Consider the following 17799-nt stretch of genomic DNA (forward strand, 5'->3'; position numbering starts at 1 on the left):
CTGCGGGCGGGCACGGAAGTCAACGCCGTGCCCTGCCATCGAACTGCCGGACCTCGCCGTCGCCGCCCGACAGGATGCGCTGCGGGTTGCGGCTGAGATCGGTCACCGCCTCTTCGATGCGACTGATCGAACGCCGGCTGTCCTGGACCAGCGCCTCGACATTCGACAGGCCCTGGCCCGAGAAGCGCGCGATGTTGTCGGTGATCGTGCCAAGCCGGGCGTTCAGCGTGTCGGCGACCTGCTTGAACGACTTCAGCGTGTCCCTGGCATCGGCCATGACGCCGTCGGCCTGGCCCGAACCGAGCAGCGTATCGACCCTTTTCAGGATGCCGTCGACGCGCACCGAGGCATCGTTGAGGCGCGACGCAAGCTGTTTGGCGTCCTTGATCGTCTCGTCGATGTCGTCGGCCCGGTCGGCGAACTTGTCGGTCACCTTGGCGATGTCGGCGGCGGCCTTGTTGGCATTTTCGCTGGCCTTCTGAATGTTGGCGAGCGCCACGCGCACTTGTGCCGGATCGATGCCGTCGAGCACATTGTCGACCTTTGCCAGCGTGCCTTGCGTGCGCTTGGCGAAATCGTTGACCGAGCCGACCGCGGTATCGACGTTCTTGATCACGCCGTCGAGCTGTCCGCTGGTCTCCTTCAGATTGGCGGTGACGGCGTCCACATTGGCGACGATGCTCTTGATCTTGTCCTTGTCGACGGCATTGAGCAGGCCTTCGGCAGCCTTCAGTGTGCCGTCGAGCTTGCCGGAAACACCCTTCAACTCGTCCGACAGCGCGCTGACGGCGGTCAGGAACTTGTCGATGCCATCGGCATTCCTGGCCAGCGCATCGGAAAATGTCTGGGCGTTCTTGACGGTCTGGGTCAGCGGCCCGCGCACATCCCTGGTGAAACCTTCGAGTTCGGAAAGCACCTTGTCGGCACGGGTGAAGATATTCTGCGCCGTCTGCAGCAGGTTGGTGACCGCCGATGGATTGGCGACGATCTCGGCGGTCCTGCCTTCCTTTGCCGCCTCTTCCAGCAGATTTGGTTCCTTTGGATCGGCGCCCTTCAATTCGATGTTGACCTGGCCGGCAAGGCTGGCGATGCCGATATCGGCCTGCGTCGATTTGGTGAGCGGCGTTGTCTGGTCGATCTCGGTCGTAGCAATGGCGGCATTGGGGTCATTGCGGTCGAAATAGACGCGCTTGACCACCCCGACCTTGACGCCGTTGAACAGCACCAGACTGCCGGGGCCGAGGCCTGAGGCTGAACCCTGAATGCGCACGCGCAGCTCCGCCGTCTCGCCGCGATCACCGATCTGGGCGGTCCAATAGACGAACCCGAACGCCGCCAGGATTGCAGCCAGGGTGAAAATGCCGACAATGACGTAGTTGGCTCTGGTTTCCATTGCCCCACTTATGTCTATGCGCGCGCGGCAAGATCAAGTTGCCGAGCGCGTTTTCCGCGGAAATAGGATTTGACCCACGGTTCTTCGCTTTTCAGCATGTCGTCGATCGTGCCTTCGACCAGGATTTTCTTGTTGCCGAGCACCGCCACGCGGTCGCAAGCGGTAAACAGCGTGTCGAGATCGTGCGTCACCATATAGACCGTCAGATCCATCGTATCGCGCAACTTCACCACCAATTCGTCGAATTCGGACGCGCTGATCGGGTCGAGGCCGGACGTCGGCTCGTCGAGGAAGACGATGTCGGGGTCGAGCGCCAGCGCCCGCGCCAGGGCGGCGCGCTTGATCATGCCGCCCGAAAGCTCCGAGGGAAATTTTTGCGCGGCGTCCGGCGGCAGGCCGACCAGTTCGATCTTGAGCAAGGCCAGCTCGTCCATCAGCTTCTTCGGCAGATCGAGATATTCGCGCATCGGCACCTGCACGTTTTCCTGCACGGTCAACGCCGAAAACAGGGCGCCGTGCTGGAAAAGCACGCCAAGCCGCATATCGATGCGCAACCGTTCGATGTCGCTGGCCTTTTCGAGGTCGAGGCCAAACAGCTTGATCGTGCCGGACTGCTTGTGCAGCAGGCCGAGAATCGTGCGCAGCAGCACCGATTTGCCGGCGCCCGAGGCGCCGACGAAACCGAGGATTTCGCCGCGCTTGATGTCGAGCGCCAGTTTGTCGAGGATCAGCTTGTCGTCCAGGGCAACGGTGATGTCGCGCACCGACAGCACGATATCGCTTTCGCCCGTTCCCTGCATAGCCTTGGTCGCCTTTGAGTTTCTGCGCATCATGTCAGAACTCGATCGATGCGTAGAAGATGGCGAAAAGGCCATCGAGGATGATGACGACGAAGATCGACTTCACCACCGAGGCGGTGACGTGCAGACCCAGCGATTCGGCGCTGCCGCCGACCTTCATGCCTTCAACGGAAGCAATGGTGCCGATGATCATGGCCATGAACGGCGCCTTGATCAGCCCGGCGAAGATGGTGCTGATATCGATCGCGCCGCGCAGCCGGTCGATGAAGGCCGTCGGCGCAATACCGGAATAAAGCCAGGCGGCGAGGATGCCGCCGCCAAGAGCGGCAAAATTGGCGACGATGGTGAGACAGGGCAGCGCGATCACCAGCGCCACCAGGCGCGGAAACACCAGCACGCCGATCGGGTTGAGGCCGATGACCTTCAGCGCGTCGACCTCCTCGCGCATCTTCATCGAGCCGATCTCGGCGGTGATGGCGCTGCCGGAGCGGCCGGCGATCATGATGGCGGTCATCAGCACGCCGAGTTCGCGCAGGATCAGCACGCCGACCAGATCGACAACGAAAATGTTGGCGCCGAAATAATTGAGCTGGTAGGCGCCCTGCTGGGCGACGATGGCGCCGACGATCGCCGACATCAGCACCACCACGGGGATGGCGCCGACCCCCATGCGATCGATCTGGTTGAAGATCGCCGCCGGATTGATGGCATGGCCGCGCCCGAGCTTCATCTGGGCGCCGCCGATGGTGGCGCCGAGGATGTTCATCGAGGCGAGGAAATCGTCGCGCATCTCATAGATGCGGCGGCCGACCGCCTCCAGCCCGCGGAGGATGATGTTGGGGCGCCGGACGCCGCGCGATTCGGGCTCGCGCCGGACAGCTTCGCCAACGGCACCGAGCAGGATCGAGGCGACATCGCTTTGCCCCTGCATCTTGATCTCGACACCCTTCTTTTCGAAGACGCTGACCAGGCGATCGATCAGCCAGGCGCCGGCGGTGTCCATCTTCTCGATGTGGGAAAGATCCAAAGCGAGCGTCTGGAAGCCTTTGCGCTGCTCGATCTTGCGCATCTCGGCGTCGATCAGCGCCACTGTCGTCGTCGTCCAGATGCCGGAGAAAGCGCAGCCGAGGACGCCGCCCTCCTCGCCGACCGCAACGCGGGGCTGGTGGTCGGCCTCCTTGGCGGCGTTGCCGCTTGCGTCGCGTTTGCCGATGGTCAACATGGCGTCCTGTTTAGCCTGACGGGTCGTACCTGTCGATTTGCCGACGACGCGTTGTCGCATAGCCGGAGCAGAAAATTATGGCGCGTGTCATTTCGGTTGAGGCCGAGCGTTTTCCCATTGCGGGCACCTTCACCATCTCGCGCGGGTCGAAGACCGAAGCCGAAGTCATTACCTGCACGATCAGCGATGGGGACAATCGCGGATGGGGCGAATGCGTCCCCTACAAGCGCTATGGCGAGACCATGGAGGGGGTGCGCGACGCCATCGAGGCCATGCGCCGGCAGATAGAAGGCGGCATCAGCCACAAGGACCTGCTCGATGCGATGCCGGCGGGTGCTGCCCGCAACGCCATCGATTGCGCCTTGTGGGACCTGGAGGCGAAGATCAGCGGCGTTGCGGTCGCAGACGCCATCCACGCTGTGCCCTTGTCGGCGCTGGTGACGGCCTACACGCTGTCGCTGGGCGAGCCGGAGGCGATGGCGGCGCAAGCCCGCGCCAATGCCGGACGGCCGCTGCTCAAGGTCAAGATCGGCGGCGACAACGACTTGGCCCGCATCCGCGCCGTGACCGAAGCGGCGCCCGACAGCCGCATCATCCTCGACGCCAATGAAGGCTGGACCGATGCCAACATCATCGAGAATCTCGCTTTCGCCGCCGAACATGGGATAGCCCTGATCGAACAGCCGCTTCCCGCCGGCCATGATGCCATCCTGCGCCACATCGCGCATCCGGTGCCGATCTGCGCAGACGAAAGCGTCCACGAGGCGAAGGACCTCGAAGCGCTTGTCGGCCTCTATGACGCCGTCAACATCAAGCTCGACAAATCCGGCGGCCTAACCGCCGCCCTTACCCTTCGCGACCGCGCCTGGGAGCTGGGATTCGGCGTGATGGTCGGCTGCATGGTCGGCACGTCGCTGGCGATGGCGCCGGCAGTGCTTTTGGCGCAAGGCGCCGACTTCGTCGACCTCGACGGTCCGCTGCTGCTTGCCCGCGACCGCCAGCCCGGCCTCGTGTACCACGGGTCGCTGGTGTCACCGCCTGACAGGATGCTGTGGGGCTGAACGCGCAGCGAGCCCGATCAGCGCCAGGCCGACGATGGCGATCGGGATCATCGCCAGGAAGCCGTCGACGCCGTAGCGCTCATAAAGCGGGCCGGACGCCAGCGTCACCGCCGCCATGAAGAAGCCGTTGAAGAAATAGGCAATGCCTTGCGCCGCACCCGTGCGTTCTTCCGAAACCGTTTCGCCGATCATCTTCTGCAGGCCGATCAACACCATCGCCACCGACACCGAATGCAGGGTCTGGACGCCGAAGAAGCCGGCGACGCCAAGCCCGAGTGGCCAGATCAGCGGAAAGGCGATCCAGCGCACGATGGAGCCGACGCCGGCGATCAACATCACCCCGACGACCGAGACGGAGGCAAAAATACGGTCGAAAAACACGAACATGCAGACCTCGGCCACCACGCCCCAGGCCCACAGCAGGCCAACGACGGAATCGCTGATGCCGACCGATTTCCAGTAAATGGAGACAAAGCCGTAGAGGAAGGCATGGCTGGCGGTGATGATGCCGACGCCGAGGGTGAAATAGAGGAAATACGGATTGAGAAGGCTCGGCGCCTGATGCTGGATGTCGGCGGCAGATAGCGGCGAAGCGCGGCGCGGGCGGCCAAGCCGCGGCGCCAGCAATCCGGCGACGAGCGCGGCAGACAATGCCGCAAAGATGATTACCGGCACGGCCTGCGGGCTCGTCCAGGCCAGGATAAAGCCGCCTGCGACATTGGCGCAGAGATAGGATATCGAGCCCCATTTGCGCATCGCGGTGTAGTTCGAGCCGAAGCGGCGCACACCCGACAGCGCGAGCGAATCGGCGATGGGCGAATGCGGCGTCCACACCACCGTCAGCGCCAGCGATACGGCAAGCACCATGGCGTAGGTCGGGTTGAGGAAATAGCCGGCGGAAAGCACCATCGTCGCGGCCACCAGCGCGATATAGACATCGGCCCTGTCCTTCGCCCGGTCAGCCAGCGCGGTCAGCAGCGGCGTCGTCACCACGCGCAGGAACATCGGCGCCGCCAGGATGATGGCGATCTGCTCGGCGTGGAAACCCTGGGCATGCAGCCACAGCGGGAAATAAGGCACATGCGTTCCCAGCGACACGAATAATGTCGCGAAGATCAGACTCATGCGCAGTTCGAAATGGCGCGGCTTGACGAGTTGTTCGGGCGAGAGCGGCGGCAGCGACATGAATCGATCCAATTACGCTGCACAAAGGGCTGCAACGCAGATCGATCCCTTAACATGCGCGAAAGCGGTCCGAAACTGCCTGGACCAGTCGATTAACAGGAGGGTTATGCCGCTTCGACGACCCTGTCTTCGATCAGCAAGGGGATGAACGGCTCGTCCGGTACTTCGGGCAGCACCAGCGCCCAGTGGATGATCTCCATCTTGCCGTCGAAATGTTCGACCACCGCCGTGCAGCTCTCTACCCAGTCGCCGGTGTTGATGTACTGCACATCCTCATAAGTCTCGATGGCGGCGTGATGGATGTGGCCGCAGATGACGCCGTCGACATGCGAGCGGCGGGCCTCCTCGGTCAGCACCGTCTGGAACGAGCCGATGAAGTTGACCGCGTTCTTGACCTTGACCTTGGCCCAGGACGAGAACGACCAGTAGGGAAGCCCAAGCAGGTGGCGCAGCCTCGTCACCGCGCGGTTGACCAGCATCGCCGCGTCATAGGCGTAATCGCCGAGATAGGCAAGCCAGCGTGCATTGTGGACGACGGTGTCGAACTGGTCGCCATGGATGACCAGCAGGCGCCTGCCATCGGCGGTTTCGTGGATGGCGCGGTCGGCAACGACGATGCCGCCGAAATGCACGCCTTGGAACTGGCGCGCGAATTCGTCGTGATTGCCGGCGATATAGGTGATCGAGGTGCCCTTGCGCGCCTTGCGCAGCAGTTTCTGGACGACGTCATTGTGGCTCTGCGGCCAATGCCAGCTGCGCCGCAGACGCCAGCCGTCGACGATGTCTCCGACGAGATAGATGATATCGGCGTCGTGATACCGCAGGAAATCGATCAGGAACTCGGCCTTGGCCGCCTTCGATCCGAGATGCAGGTCGGATATGAACATGCTGCGGAAAGTGCGGGTTTCTGTACCGGACATCAGATCGTCACCGTTGCTTTCGCGCAGGCTATGCCCCGATTCATGCAACAACCGTATGACGGTTGCGATTGGGCCAGCCAAAGGGCTAGCGTGCCGCGCCATTCACAGGAGAAAATCGTCATGGATCTGGGCATCAAGGGCAAGAAGGCGATCGTCTGCGCATCGAGCAAAGGGCTGGGCCGCGGCTGCGCCTTGGCGCTGGCCGAGGCCGGCTGCGATCTCGTCGTCAACGGCCGCAATGCCGAGCTGCTGGCAAAAACCGCAGCCGAACTGCGCGAACGCTACGGCGTGAAGGTGACCGAGATCGTCGGCGACGTCTCGAAACCCGACGTGCAGAACGCGCTCCTTGCCGCCTACCCCGACCCGGATATCCTGGTCAACAACAATGGCGGCCCGCCCTTGCGCGATTTCCGCGAACTCGACCGCGCAAAGATCCTCGAAGGCGTGACGCAGAACATGGTGACGCCGATCGAACTGGTGCAGGCCGTGATCGACGGCATGGCCAAGCGCGGCTTCGGCCGCATCGTCAACATCACCTCGCTGTCGGTCTACGTCCCGATTCCCGGCCTCGATCTGTCGTCCGGCGCGCGAGCCGGGCTGACCTCGTTCCTGGCCGGCGTGGCGCGCACGGTGATCGACCGCAACGTCACCATCAACAGCCTGCTGCCGGGCAAGCTCGACACCGACCGGCTGCGCGGCCCGCATGAGGCCGGCACGATGGAAGACCCGGCAGCGGCCGCAGCGCGCAAGACCCGCATCAGCGCCGACGTTCCGGCCAAGCGGCTCGGCACGCCGGAAGAGTTCGGCCAGATCTGCGCCTTTCTGTGCTCGGTCCATGCCGGTTATCTCACCGGCCAGAACATCCCGGTCGATGGCGGCCTCTATGTCAGCGCGTTCTGAAGGGCTCAGTGCATCCTCAGCAGGATTTCCGCGCAACCGTTTGAAATAATTCGGTCTTTTCGGCCCCGGTTGTTTTAGCCGCCCTTGCGTTATTTGGCGTCGCGAAAAACCATTTTTGCGTGCTAAAAGGCTGCAAAGCAGGTTTGAGGGAGCGGCCGCATGGAAGGCGAGAACAAGAAAACGGCACGTTCGGACCTCGACGAAGCCGCCCTCTACTTCCACAAGCATCCAAGGCCGGGAAAGCTCGAGATTCAGGCAACCAAGCCGCTCGGCAACCAGCGCGATCTGGCGCTGGCCTATTCGCCTGGTGTTGCCGCCCCCTGCCTCGAAATCCGCGACAATCCGGCGACCGCCGCCGACTACACGGCGCGCGCCAATCTGGTCGGCGTCGTCTCCAACGGCTCGGCCGTTCTCGGCCTCGGCAATATCGGCCCGCTCGCCTCCAAGCCGGTGATGGAAGGCAAGGCGGTGCTGTTCAAGAAATTCGCCGGCATCGACGTCTTCGACATCGAGATCGATGCGCCGGGCATAGAGCGCATGGTCGAGACGATCTCGGCGCTGGAGCCAACTTTCGGCGGCATCAATCTCGAGGACATCAAGGCGCCCGAATGCTTCGAGGTCGAGGCGCAGTTGAAGGCCCGCATGGGCATTCCCGTCTTCCATGACGACCAGCATGGCACCGCCATCATCGTCGCCGCCGCCGTGCTCAACGGGCTGGAATTCGCCGGCAAGACCATTTCCGACATCAAGATCGTCACCTCAGGCGCCGGTGCGGCAGCGCTCGCCTGCCTCAACCTGTTGGTCTCGCTTGGCGCCAAGGTAGAGAATATCTGGGTCACCGACCGCTTCGGCGTCGCCTACAAGGGCCGCACCGACGAGATGGATCGCTGGAAAGACCCCTATGTGAAGGACACCGAGGCGCGCACGCTGGCCGATGTGATCCCTGGCGCCGACGTTTTTCTCGGCCTGTCGGCCGCCGGCGTGCTGAAGCCGGAACTGCTTGATCATATGGCGCCTAAGCCGTTGATCCTGGCGCTGGCCAACCCCAATCCCGAGATCATGCCGGAGGTCGCGCGCGCCGCTCGTCCCGACGCGATGATCTGCACCGGCCGTTCCGATTTCCCCAATCAGGTCAACAACGTGCTTTGTTTTCCTTACATCTTCCGCGGTGCGCTGGACTGCGGCGCCAGCGCCATCAACGAGGAGATGAAGATGGCCGCGGTCAGGGCAATTGCTGCCCTTGCCCGCGAGGAACCATCCGACGTCGCCGCCCGCGCCTATTCCGGCGAGACGCCGATCTTCGGACCCGACTTCCTTATCCCCTCGCCCTTCGATCCCCGCCTGATCCTGCGCATCGCGCCGGCGGTGGCCAAGGCTGCCTGCGACACCGGCGTCGCGACCCGGCCGATCACCGACTTCGCCGCCTATATCGACCAGCTCAACCGCTTCGTCTTCCGCTCCGGCCTGGTGATGAAGCCGGTGTTTTCGTCGGCCAAGGCGTCCACCGCCAAGCGCGTCATCTATGCCGACGGCGAGGACGAGCGCGTGCTGCGCGCAGCCCAGGTGGTGCTGGAGGAAGGCATTGCCGAGCCGATCCTGATCGGCCGCCCGCATGTCATCGAGGTCAGGCTGAAGCGCTACGGCCTGCGTATCAAGCCGGGCGTCGATTTCGGCCTGATCAACCCGGAAGACGATCCGCGCTACCGCCATTATGTCGACCTGTTGATCGAGCTTGCCGGCCGGCGCGGCGTGACGACGGAGGCCGCGCGCACCATGGTGCGCACCGACAATACGGTGATTGCCGCGCTGGCGCTGAAGCGCGGCGATGCCGACGCCATGATCTGCGGCCTCGAGGGCCGTTTCGAGCGGCATCTGCGCAATGTGACGCTGGTCATCGGACCACGCGCGGGCGTCAAGGACCGCGACCTGTCGACGCTGTCGATGCTGATCTCGCAACGCGGCATCATCTTCCTCACCGACACCCATGTCTCGGTCGACCCGACGGCCGAGGAGATCGCCGAAATGACCATTCTGGCGGCCGAGGAAATCCAGCGCTTCGGCATCGAGCCGAAGGCAGCGCTGCTGTCGCATTCGGATTTCGGCTCGCGCGATTCTCCCAGCGCGCTGAAGATGCGGCAGGCGGCGGCGATCCTGGCGCGCGTTGCGCCCGACCTGCAATGCGATGGCGAGATGCATGCCGATTCAGCCCTGTCGGAGCATCTGCGCCAGCGCGTCTATCCGCATTCGCGGCTGAAGGGCGAAGCCAATCTCCTGGTGTTCCCCAACCTCGACTCCGCCAACATCACGCTGACCGCGCTACGCACGATGATGGATGCGCTGCATGTGGGCCCGATCCTGCTTGGGACCGACAAGCCGGCGCATATCTTGACCCCGTCGGTGACCTCGCGCGGCGTCGTCAACATGACGGCGTTGGCGGTGGTCGAGGCGGCGCACAAGGCGCAGGCGGTGGTTGATTTCAGCTGACTCCGTCAGGCAGGCACGAAACGGTAATGCCCGGTCTGCTTGAAGGCAAACAGCGTGTCCTCCTCGCGGGCGCCCGACCCGATATTGTGGATGACCAGCGCTCGTTCCGGCACGTCCGCCGAGCGTTCGGATGAGACGATGACGATGTGCGGCAGGTTGCCGGGCAGCATCTGGGTGACAAGATCGCCCGGCTGAAAGTCGGCAGGATCCTCGCTTACGGCCAAGGAAACTCCCTTGCGCCCGAAAAAAGCGGCAAGATTGCCGACCCGTCGGTGGTCGATGTTGCGGTCGGTCGCTTTCAGGCCCCAGGTCTTGGGATAGGCGGCGAAATTGGCGGCCATATCCTCATGCACCAGTTTCTGCAGGTCGAGATGGAAGGCGCGGCGATAGGCGCGCACGATGACATCCGTGCACACGCCCCTATCCGGCGCGACGTCGCCGCCGGGATAGCCGAGGCGGACATAGGCCGGGTCGTAGAAGGTGGTGACGCCGATCTGCTCACGCGCGGCTTCGACCAATTTGCTGCGCCAGCCCGGAGCGGCTGGATTTTCCTGCGCCCGGGCGGCGGGCGCCGCCAGGCACAACAGACCGAACTGCAGCGCGGTTCGACGGGTAATCGCGATCATGCCAGCTCCCCGGGGCATTGCTGGATCGTGGGATAATTCCGGGGCGATTGCGCCTTTTTCATGCAGCGGTGAGATCGCACAGTTGCCGCTCTACCCAAACGCCTCCTGCAACGCGTCTATGGGCTAAGACCATCTTTGGTTGTAGATTGAGGGAACGGTTAACCGCGAATCCGGTAGACAGGCAGGCAAGCGGGGTTTCGGCCAATGACGGGCGGACGATGGAGGCTGAAGCATCTGGCTGCGCTGCTCGGCGCGCTTGTGCTTTCGGCCGTCGCCACCACTGAACCGCAGGCCGCCTCCCGCGTTTGCCGTCAACTGGAAGCCGAGCTTGCTTCTTCATCGAATGGCGGCGGCAATTCCAGCATGGTGCGGAAGTATGACAAGGCCATCTCCCGCCAGTTCGAACAGCTATCAAAGGTGCGCGGTCGTGCGAGCGATGCGAATTGCGGGTTTTCGCTGTTTTCGCGCAATGTCAGCCAATGTGCTGCGCTGAACAGCAGCATCGATCGCATGAACGCCAATCTCGATGCGTTGCAAGCCAAGCGCGCGCAGCTTGCCGGCGGCGGCTCGCGGCGCGACCGCGGCCGCATCCTGGCCGCGCTCGACGCCAATGGCTGCCGTGACGAGCCCGCGCCGCGCCGGGAGCCGCTGCAGGAAGCCAGCCGCGAACCCGACGACGGCGATCTGTTCGACCAGCTTTTCGGCGGCAACCGGCAGATCGACACGCTCGATCAGCCCGATGATCCCGGCGAGGAGCGCAATGTGCGCCGGGTGCTCAATCAGCCCGGCGTGCCGGATTTCCCGACGGTCGGCGGCGAGTTCCATACGAGCTGCGTGCGCACCTGCGACGGCTATTTCTTCCCGATGTCGAACTCGGCTTCGCTCGGCGATTTCGAGCGCGACCAGAAGAATTGCGAATCGAGCTGCCCCGGCACCGAAATGCAGGTGTTCTATTCGCGCGGCATGGAAGACGATTCGGCCAACATGACGTCGTCGGTGACCGGGAGGCCCTACAGCGAGTTGCCTACCGCTTATCTCTACAAACAACCCAACCAGTCGCGGCCGCAGGCATGTGGCTGCAACGCGCAGGCCGGAAATTTCGAGATCATCGGCGGTAACCCGCCACCGCCCGAGCAGTTTCAGCCCGATATTGAGACCACGCCGTTCATTCCGGTGCCGGCGGCCAAACCCGATCCGGGCGCGGATCCGGAGACGCTGGCGAACGTACAAGGCGGGCTCGACCGCGCCGCCATCAAGCGCCTTGCCGTCAAGCCGGTGGTGTCGCCGGTGTCGCTGATCCCGCCGGACCAGCGCAAGGTCAGGGTCGTCGGGCCAGCGTTCCTTCCCGACCCAGCAGCGGCAATAGATCTGCAAGCTCCGGCCCGGAAGCAAGTCCGGTAAGCGCCAGCCTGAGCGGCATGAACAGCGCCTTGCCCTTGCGGCCGCTGGCTTCCCTGATCCTGGCCGTCCAGTCTTTCCAGACCGTACCGGTCCACGGCTCTTCCGGCAACAGGTCGAAGGCCTGCTGCAGGAAGTCGCGATCCTCGTCGGAAAATTCCGGCGCGGGCTGCGGGCCGTCGGCAAGGATGCGCCACCAGCCGACCGCGTCGCTCAGCCGGTCGAGATTGCCGCGCACCCCCAGCCAGAACGGCTCGGCCTTGTCGCCGGAGATGCCGAGCACGATCAGCCGATCCCGCGCCTCGGAAAACGGCATGTGGTGCATGAGCGCACGATTGAGCACGAACAGCTCGTCCGGGTCGAATTTGGCCGCCGATTTCGACGTGGCGGCGGCATCGAAGCGCGCGGCCAGTGCCGGCATGTCATGCACCGCTGCGACATTTTCCGAGGTGCCGACAAGGACGGCCAGCGAAGCCACAGCCATCGGTTCGATGCCCTCCTCGCGCAGGCTTTCGATCGACAGCGCACCGCTGCGCTTCGACAGGCCCTCGCCCGAGGCCGTGGTCAAGAGATTGTGGTGGCCGAAGACAGGCGGCTCGGCGCCCAATGCCTTGAACAGCGCGATCTGCACGCCGGTGTTGGTGACGTGGTCGTCGCCGCGAATGACATGAGTGACCCCCATCTTGATGTCGTCGACGACCGAAGGCAGCGTGTAGAGATAAGTGCCGTCCTCGCGCCGCAGCACCGGATCGGACAGTGAGGCCAGATCGACGGTTTCCTCGCCGCGCACCAGATCGTTCCAGTGGATTTCGGTGCGTTCGGGCTGCAGCGGATCGCTGGTGAAATTCGGCAGCAGAAAGCGCCAGTGCGGCCGGCGGCCATCGGAGCGGTATTCGGCGATCTGCTGCTGCGAAAGCGCCAGCGCCTCGCGGCCATAGACCGGCGGCAGGCCGCGCGTGCGGCGCACCTTGCGGCGCAGGTCGAGTTCTTCGGGGGTCTCGTAGCAGGGATAGACAACGCCGGCCCTTTGCAGCCGCTCCACCGCCGCGTCGTAAGTTTCGAAGCGCCGCGACTGGTATTCGGTGGCATCGGGGAAAATCCCCAGCCAGTGCAGGTCGTAGAGGATGGCGTCGGAAAATTCCTGCCTCGAGCGGGCAATGTCTGTGTCGTCGAAGCGCTGGATGAAACGGCCCTTGTTGTTCATGGCAAACAGCCAGTTGAACAAGGCGGTGCGGGCATTGCCGATATGAATGCGGCCGGTTGGTGAGGGGGCAAAACGGACGGTAACTGTCATGGACGGGGCGTAACGGATGCTCTTGGAATTGACAAGACGCGCCCCCGCGCGACGCCAAAGACATAATGCACGCCAGCTAAAATGAAAAGGCTGTGAGCCAGAATCCGGCCGGGCCTGTCTCGGGTGAACCGCTCACCAGCGGTCCACGCCGGCAGAATCGGGCTTTCATCAGCCGCTTTTTGTCCCCGTTATCCACATATGTGACACACAAGATGTTGGGGTCACAAAAGCTACGCAAACGAATCCTTGACGACGCAAACCGAGTCGCCTTTTATGTGCCATGTGCTCTTGTTGAGGGCGCGACCGGAGAGTTTCGAGCCCGGTCATTTTTCCCGGATTTTGTGCGTTTTGGCCATGATTTCCGCCTGTTTACGAGGCTGGCGGAAGCGTTGGATCGTGGGGGCTTCGGGAGCGAAAAGGTAGATTTGTCGGACTGGAATAAATTGTCTGTTAACACTATATTTAGTGTTTGCAGGCAGGTTCGACGCTAGATAGTGTGAATTTCCCTCGGTCGAGGGAATCGAGGAAAAATTCAGTTTTGAGGGACCCGCAGGGTTCGGCGCAGAGTTGGAACAGCGGCTTCGCAAGAAGCTCGACCAGCAAGGCGACGAAGACTGCGACTAGGAGAGCCGGTGTTTTCGAACGCCGGCAGACGGCGGACATGCGCGTTTCGCATTGGGGGCAGAAATCCCTGGGGAAAAGCGCTATATATAGGCAAAAGGGACCGGACCAATGCGCATCGAGCGTCGTTTCACCAAGCCAGGCCAATCAGCTTACGCGGAGATCGAATTCCGCAAGGCGCTTTCGGAGATCAAGAATCCGGACGGCTCGGTGGTGTTCCGCTTGGACAATATCGATGTGCCGGCGCAGTTCTCGCAGGTTGCCGCCGACATCCTGGCGCAGAAGTATTTCCGCAAGGCCGGCGTGCCCGCGCGCCTGAAGAAGGTCGAGGAGAACGACGTCCCCTCCTTCCTGTGGCGCTCCGTCGCCGACGAGGCCGAGCTTGCCAAGCTGCCGGAAGCCGAGCGCTACGGTTCCGAAATCGACGCCCGCCAGGTCTTCGACCGGCTGGCCGGCACCTGGACCTATTGGGGCTACAAGGGCGGCTACTTCAAGTCGGAAGAAGACGCCAGCGCCTTCCGCGACGAACTCGCCTATATGCTCGCCACCCAGCGCGTTGCGCCGAACTCGCCGCAATGGTTCAATACCGGCCTGCACTGGGCCTACGGCATCGATGGTCCGAGCCAGGGCCACTATTATGTCGACCCGTTTACCGGCAAGCTGACCAAGTCGAAGTCCTCCTACGAGCATCCGCAGCCGCATGCCTGCTTCATCCAGGGCGTGCAGGACGATCTCGTCAACGAAGGCGGCATCATGGACCTGTGGGTGCGTGAAGCGCGTCTGTTCAAATATGGCTCGGGCACCGGCTCCAATTTCTCGATGCTGCGCGGCGAAGGCGAAAAGCTGTCGGGCGGCGGCCGTTCGTCCGGCCTGATGAGCTTCCTCAAGATCGGCGACCGCGCGGCGGGCGCCATCAAGTCGGGCGGCACCACGCGTCGTGCGGCCAAGATGGTCATTGTCGACGCCGACCATCCCGATATCGAGGAATTCATCGACTGGAAGGTCAATGAAGAGCAGAAGGTGGCGTCGCTGGTCACCGGCTCCAAGATCGTGAAAAAACATCTCGAAGCGATCATGAAGGCCTGCATCAATTGCGAAGGCCATGATGACGATTGCTTCGACCCGTCGATCAACACCGCGCTGAAGCGCGAGATCAAGGCGGCCAAGAAGTCGGCCGTGCCGGAGAACTACATCTACCGCGTCATCCAGTTCGCCAAGCAGGGCTACACCGCGATGTCGTTCAAGACCTACGACACCGACTGGGATTCCGACGCCTACCTCACCGTTTCCGGCCAGAACTCCAACAATTCGGTGTCGCTGAAGGACAACTTCCTGCGCGCCGTCGAGGACGACGCCGACTGGCATCTGACCGCCCGCAAGGACGGCAAGGTGCTGAAGACGCTGAAGGCACGCGACCTCTGGGAAAAGATCGGCTACGCCGCCTGGGCTTCGGCCGATCCGGGCCTGCATTTCAACACGACGATGAACGACTGGCACACCTGCGCTTCGGCCGGTGCGATCCGGGCCTCCAATCCGTGCTCGGAATACATGTTCCTCGACGACACGGCCTGCAACCTGGCCTCGATCAACCTGCTCCCCTACCGCAACGCCGACGGCACGATCGACATCGCCGCCTATGAGCACACGGTGCGGCTGTGGACCGTCGTCCTCGAAATCTCGGTGATGATGGCGCAGTTCCCGTCGAAGGAGATCGCCAAGCAGTCCTACGAATACCGCACGCTCGGCCTCGGCTATGCCAACATTGGCGGCCTGCTGATGACGTCCGGCATTCCCTACGATTCCGACGAGGGCCGCGCCATCTGCGCAGCACTCACCGCCATCATGACCGGCGTCGCCTATGCAACCTCGGCCGAGATGGCCGGCGAGCTCGGCGCCTTCGCCGACTACGACCGTAACGCGCAGAACATGCTGCGCGTCATGCGCAACCATCGCCGTGCCGCCTATGGCGAGAAACAGGGCTACGAGAAGCTCGCCGTTAATCCGGTGCCGCTGGTCGCGTCCGACCTGAAGCAGCAGGAATTGGCCACGCACGCCAAGGCTGCCTGGGACCGCGCCATCGAACTCGGCGAAGAGCATGGCTACCGCAATGCGCAGGCGACCGTGATTGCGCCGACCGGCACGATCGGCCTGGTCATGGATTGCGATACCACCGGCATCGAGCCCGACTTCGCGCTGGTGAAGTTCAAGAAGCTTGCCGGCGGCGGCTATTTCAAGATCATCAATCGCGCCGTGCCGGAAGCGCTGCGCACGCTGGGTTACTCAGAAAGCCAGATCGCCGAGATCGAGGCCTATGCGGTCGGTCACGGCAACATGAACCAGGCGCCGGCGGTCAACCCCGGCTCGCTCAAGGCGAAGGGCTTTACCGATGACAAGATCGCGGCGCTTAACGCAGCACTGAAGTCGGCCTTCGACATCAAGTTCGTCTTCAACCAGTGGACGCTGGGCGCCGACTGGGTGAAGGAGACATTCGGCTTCACCGATGAGCAGCTCAACGACTTCTCGTTCGAGATGCTGCCGGCGCTGGGCTTCTCCAGGAAGGACATCGAGGCCGCCAACATCCATGTCTGCGGTGCGATGACGCTGGAAGGCGCGCCCTTCCTCAAGGCCGAGCATCTGGCGGTGTTCGACTGCGCCAGCCCGTGCGGCAAGATCGGCAAGCGCTCGCTGTCCATCAACAGCCACATCCAGATGATGGCGGCGGCACAGCCCTTCATCTCCGGCGCCATCTCCAAGACCATCAACATGCCCAACGATGCGACGGTGGAAGACGCCAAGGGCGCCTACATGCTGTCGTGGAAGCTGGCGCTGAAGGCCAACGCGCTCTACCGCGACGGTTCGAAGCTGTCGCAGCCGCTGAATTCGTCGCTGCTCGCTGACAGCGAGGATGACGAGGACGATGCGGTCGAGCAGTTGATCGCGGCGCCCGCTTCACAGCGTGCCGTGCAGGTCACCGAGAAGATCGTCGAGCGCGTCATCGAACGCCTCTACCGCGACCGCGAAAAATTGCCGAACCGCCGCAAGGGCTACACCCAGAAGGCAGTCGTCGGCGGCCACAAGGTCTACCTGCGCACGGGCGAATTCGATGACGGCCGCATCGGCGAGATCTTCATCGACATGCATAAGGAAGGCGCCGCTTTCCGGGCGATGATGAACAACTTCGCCATCGCCATCTCGCTTGGCCTGCAATATGGCGTGCCGCTCGAGGAATTTGTCGAGGCCTTCACCTTCACCAAATTCGAGCCGGCCGGCATGGTGCAGGGCAATGACGCCATCAAGAATGCGACGTCGATCCTCGATTATGTGTTCCGCGAGCTCGCCGTGTCCTATCTCGGCCGCCACGACCTCGCCCATGTCGACCAGTCGGATTTCGACAAGACGGCGCTCGGACGCGGCATCAACGAAGGCAAGGCGACGCCGTTCTCGAAGGGCCTTACCCGCGGCGCCTCGCCGGTCAAGTTGGTGTCTGGCTTAGGTGGCGAACCCAAGGGTTTTGCCGGATCGCCTGCCGCGGCCCCTGCCCGGGTCACTCCAACTGCGTTCTCAGGCTCCAACGTGCTGGCGCTTAAACCAGCAAGCGACGAAGCCATCGCCTACAAGCGCGACTATGAGGAGCGAGCCAAGGAACTGGTCGAAGATATTGTTTCCGAGGAGGCAGCCGATCCCACCGGGTTGTTCACCGACGAAGCAGCGAAAGAAGCGGCCGAGGCAAAGGCGCTTGCCTCTACGCGGCGTCAGCAATCCTTGATGCAAGGCTACACCGGCAACGAATGCTCGGAATGCCACAACTTCACCATGGTGCGGAACGGCACCTGCGAGAAGTGCGATACTTGTGGTTCGACGAGCGGGTGCAGTTGACACGAACGAACCTCTCTGC

At 63.0% G+C, this 17799-nt stretch carries 12 protein-coding genes; 5 read left to right on the forward strand and 7 right to left on the reverse strand.

Annotation, left to right across the window (positions count from 1 at the left end; all coding sequences use genetic code 11):
• Positions 1–19: 19 nt before the first annotated feature.
• From NKH54_RS12860 to NKH54_RS12870, 3 genes are read right to left on the reverse strand one after another with little or no spacing between them, the layout of a single operon-like run.
• The gene (locus tag NKH54_RS12860) at positions 20–1393 is read right to left on the reverse strand and encodes an MlaD family protein (protein ID WP_023669035.1); all 1374 of its coding nucleotides are present in this window, start codon (positions 1391–1393) and stop codon (positions 20–22) included.
• Positions 1394–1407: 14 nt separating this feature from the next.
• Positions 1408–2226, reverse strand: a complete 819-nt coding sequence (locus NKH54_RS12865) for an ABC transporter ATP-binding protein (RefSeq protein ID WP_023694175.1) — start codon at positions 2224–2226, stop codon at positions 1408–1410.
• A gap of 1 nt (position 2227) precedes the next feature.
• Positions 2228–3415, reverse strand: coding sequence for an MlaE family ABC transporter permease (locus NKH54_RS12870; protein ID WP_023708615.1), 1188 nt, complete (start codon positions 3413–3415; stop codon positions 2228–2230).
• Between the two features lie 77 nt (positions 3416–3492).
• Here NKH54_RS12870 and dgcA point away from each other — a divergent pair, with 77 nt between their 5' ends.
• The gene (dgcA, locus tag NKH54_RS12875; protein WP_353028340.1) at positions 3493–4476 is read left to right on the forward strand and encodes an N-acetyl-D-Glu racemase DgcA; all 984 of its coding nucleotides are present in this window, start codon (positions 3493–3495) and stop codon (positions 4474–4476) included.
• On the opposite strand, the gene NKH54_RS12880 is transcribed toward dgcA, so the two are convergent.
• Positions 4447–5661 carry an MFS transporter gene (locus tag NKH54_RS12880; RefSeq protein WP_353028341.1) on the reverse strand — a complete coding sequence of 405 codons (1215 nt, stop codon included), beginning with the start codon at positions 5659–5661 and terminating at the stop codon, positions 4447–4449. The genes dgcA and NKH54_RS12880 overlap by 30 nt on opposite strands.
• A gap of 104 nt (positions 5662–5765) precedes the next feature.
• Positions 5766–6581, reverse strand: coding sequence for a UDP-2,3-diacylglucosamine diphosphatase (locus NKH54_RS12885; protein ID WP_353028342.1), 816 nt, complete (start codon positions 6579–6581; stop codon positions 5766–5768).
• A gap of 120 nt (positions 6582–6701) precedes the next feature.
• Here NKH54_RS12885 and NKH54_RS12890 point away from each other — a divergent pair, with 120 nt between their 5' ends.
• Complete coding sequence (locus NKH54_RS12890; RefSeq protein WP_353028343.1) at positions 6702–7481, forward strand: SDR family oxidoreductase; 780 nt, start codon at positions 6702–6704, stop codon at positions 7479–7481.
• Between the two features lie 159 nt (positions 7482–7640).
• A complete protein-coding gene (locus tag NKH54_RS12895; RefSeq protein WP_023699357.1) occupies positions 7641–9965 on the forward strand; it encodes an NADP-dependent malic enzyme in 2325 nt (774 codons plus the stop codon).
• 5 nt (positions 9966–9970) lie between these two features.
• Here NKH54_RS12895 and NKH54_RS12900 read toward each other — a convergent pair whose 3' ends face one another.
• Entirely contained in the window at positions 9971–10591 is a 621-nt protein-coding gene (locus NKH54_RS12900) for a DUF1287 domain-containing protein (protein WP_353028344.1), read from the reverse strand.
• A 204-nt stretch (positions 10592–10795) separates the two neighbouring features.
• Here NKH54_RS12900 and NKH54_RS12905 point away from each other — a divergent pair, with 204 nt between their 5' ends.
• On the forward strand, positions 10796–11992 hold the full coding sequence (locus tag NKH54_RS12905) for a DUF2865 domain-containing protein (protein WP_353028345.1): 1197 nt from the start codon (positions 10796–10798) through the stop codon (positions 11990–11992).
• Here NKH54_RS12905 and gltX read toward each other — a convergent pair.
• Positions 11910–13283, reverse strand: a complete 1374-nt coding sequence (gene gltX / locus NKH54_RS12910; RefSeq protein WP_353028346.1) for a glutamate--tRNA ligase — start codon at positions 13281–13283, stop codon at positions 11910–11912. The two genes, NKH54_RS12905 and gltX, sit on opposite strands and share 83 nt — an antisense overlap.
• A 732-nt stretch (positions 13284–14015) precedes the next feature.
• Between gltX and NKH54_RS12915 the strand changes: the two genes are divergently transcribed.
• Complete coding sequence (locus NKH54_RS12915; protein ID WP_353028347.1) at positions 14016–17780, forward strand: vitamin B12-dependent ribonucleotide reductase; 3765 nt, start codon at positions 14016–14018, stop codon at positions 17778–17780.
• The last annotated feature ends 19 nt before the right edge of the window (positions 17781–17799 follow it).

It is taken from the genome of Mesorhizobium sp. M1004, assembly GCF_040318795.1.
Classification (GTDB): domain Bacteria; phylum Pseudomonadota; class Alphaproteobacteria; order Rhizobiales; family Rhizobiaceae; genus Mesorhizobium.

Excerpts from the sequence above, each read along its gene's own strand:
- NKH54_RS12890 (WP_353028343.1), top strand. The coding sequence starts at position 6,702 with ATGGATCTGGGCATCAAGGGCAAGAAGGCGATCGTCTGCGCATCGAGC.
- NKH54_RS12905 (WP_353028345.1), top strand. The coding sequence starts at position 10,796 with ATGACGGGCGGACGATGGAGGCTGAAGCATCTGGCTGCGCTGCTCGGC.
- gltX (WP_353028346.1), bottom strand. The coding sequence starts at position 13,283 with ATGACAGTTACCGTCCGTTTTGCCCCCTCACCAACCGGCCGCATTCAT.
- NKH54_RS12900 (WP_353028344.1), bottom strand. The coding sequence starts at position 10,591 with ATGATCGCGATTACCCGTCGAACCGCGCTGCAGTTCGGTCTGTTGTGC.
- NKH54_RS12885 (WP_353028342.1), bottom strand. The coding sequence starts at position 6,581 with ATGTCCGGTACAGAAACCCGCACTTTCCGCAGCATGTTCATATCCGAC.
- NKH54_RS12895 (WP_023699357.1), top strand. The coding sequence starts at position 7,641 with ATGGAAGGCGAGAACAAGAAAACGGCACGTTCGGACCTCGACGAAGCC.
- NKH54_RS12865 (WP_023694175.1), bottom strand. The coding sequence starts at position 2,226 with ATGATGCGCAGAAACTCAAAGGCGACCAAGGCTATGCAGGGAACGGGC.
- NKH54_RS12915 (WP_353028347.1), top strand. The coding sequence starts at position 14,016 with ATGCGCATCGAGCGTCGTTTCACCAAGCCAGGCCAATCAGCTTACGCG.
- dgcA (WP_353028340.1), top strand. The coding sequence starts at position 3,493 with ATGGCGCGTGTCATTTCGGTTGAGGCCGAGCGTTTTCCCATTGCGGGC.
- NKH54_RS12870 (WP_023708615.1), bottom strand. The coding sequence starts at position 3,415 with ATGTTGACCATCGGCAAACGCGACGCAAGCGGCAACGCCGCCAAGGAG.
- NKH54_RS12860 (WP_023669035.1), bottom strand. The coding sequence starts at position 1,393 with ATGGAAACCAGAGCCAACTACGTCATTGTCGGCATTTTCACCCTGGCT.
- NKH54_RS12880 (WP_353028341.1), bottom strand. The coding sequence starts at position 5,661 with ATGTCGCTGCCGCCGCTCTCGCCCGAACAACTCGTCAAGCCGCGCCAT.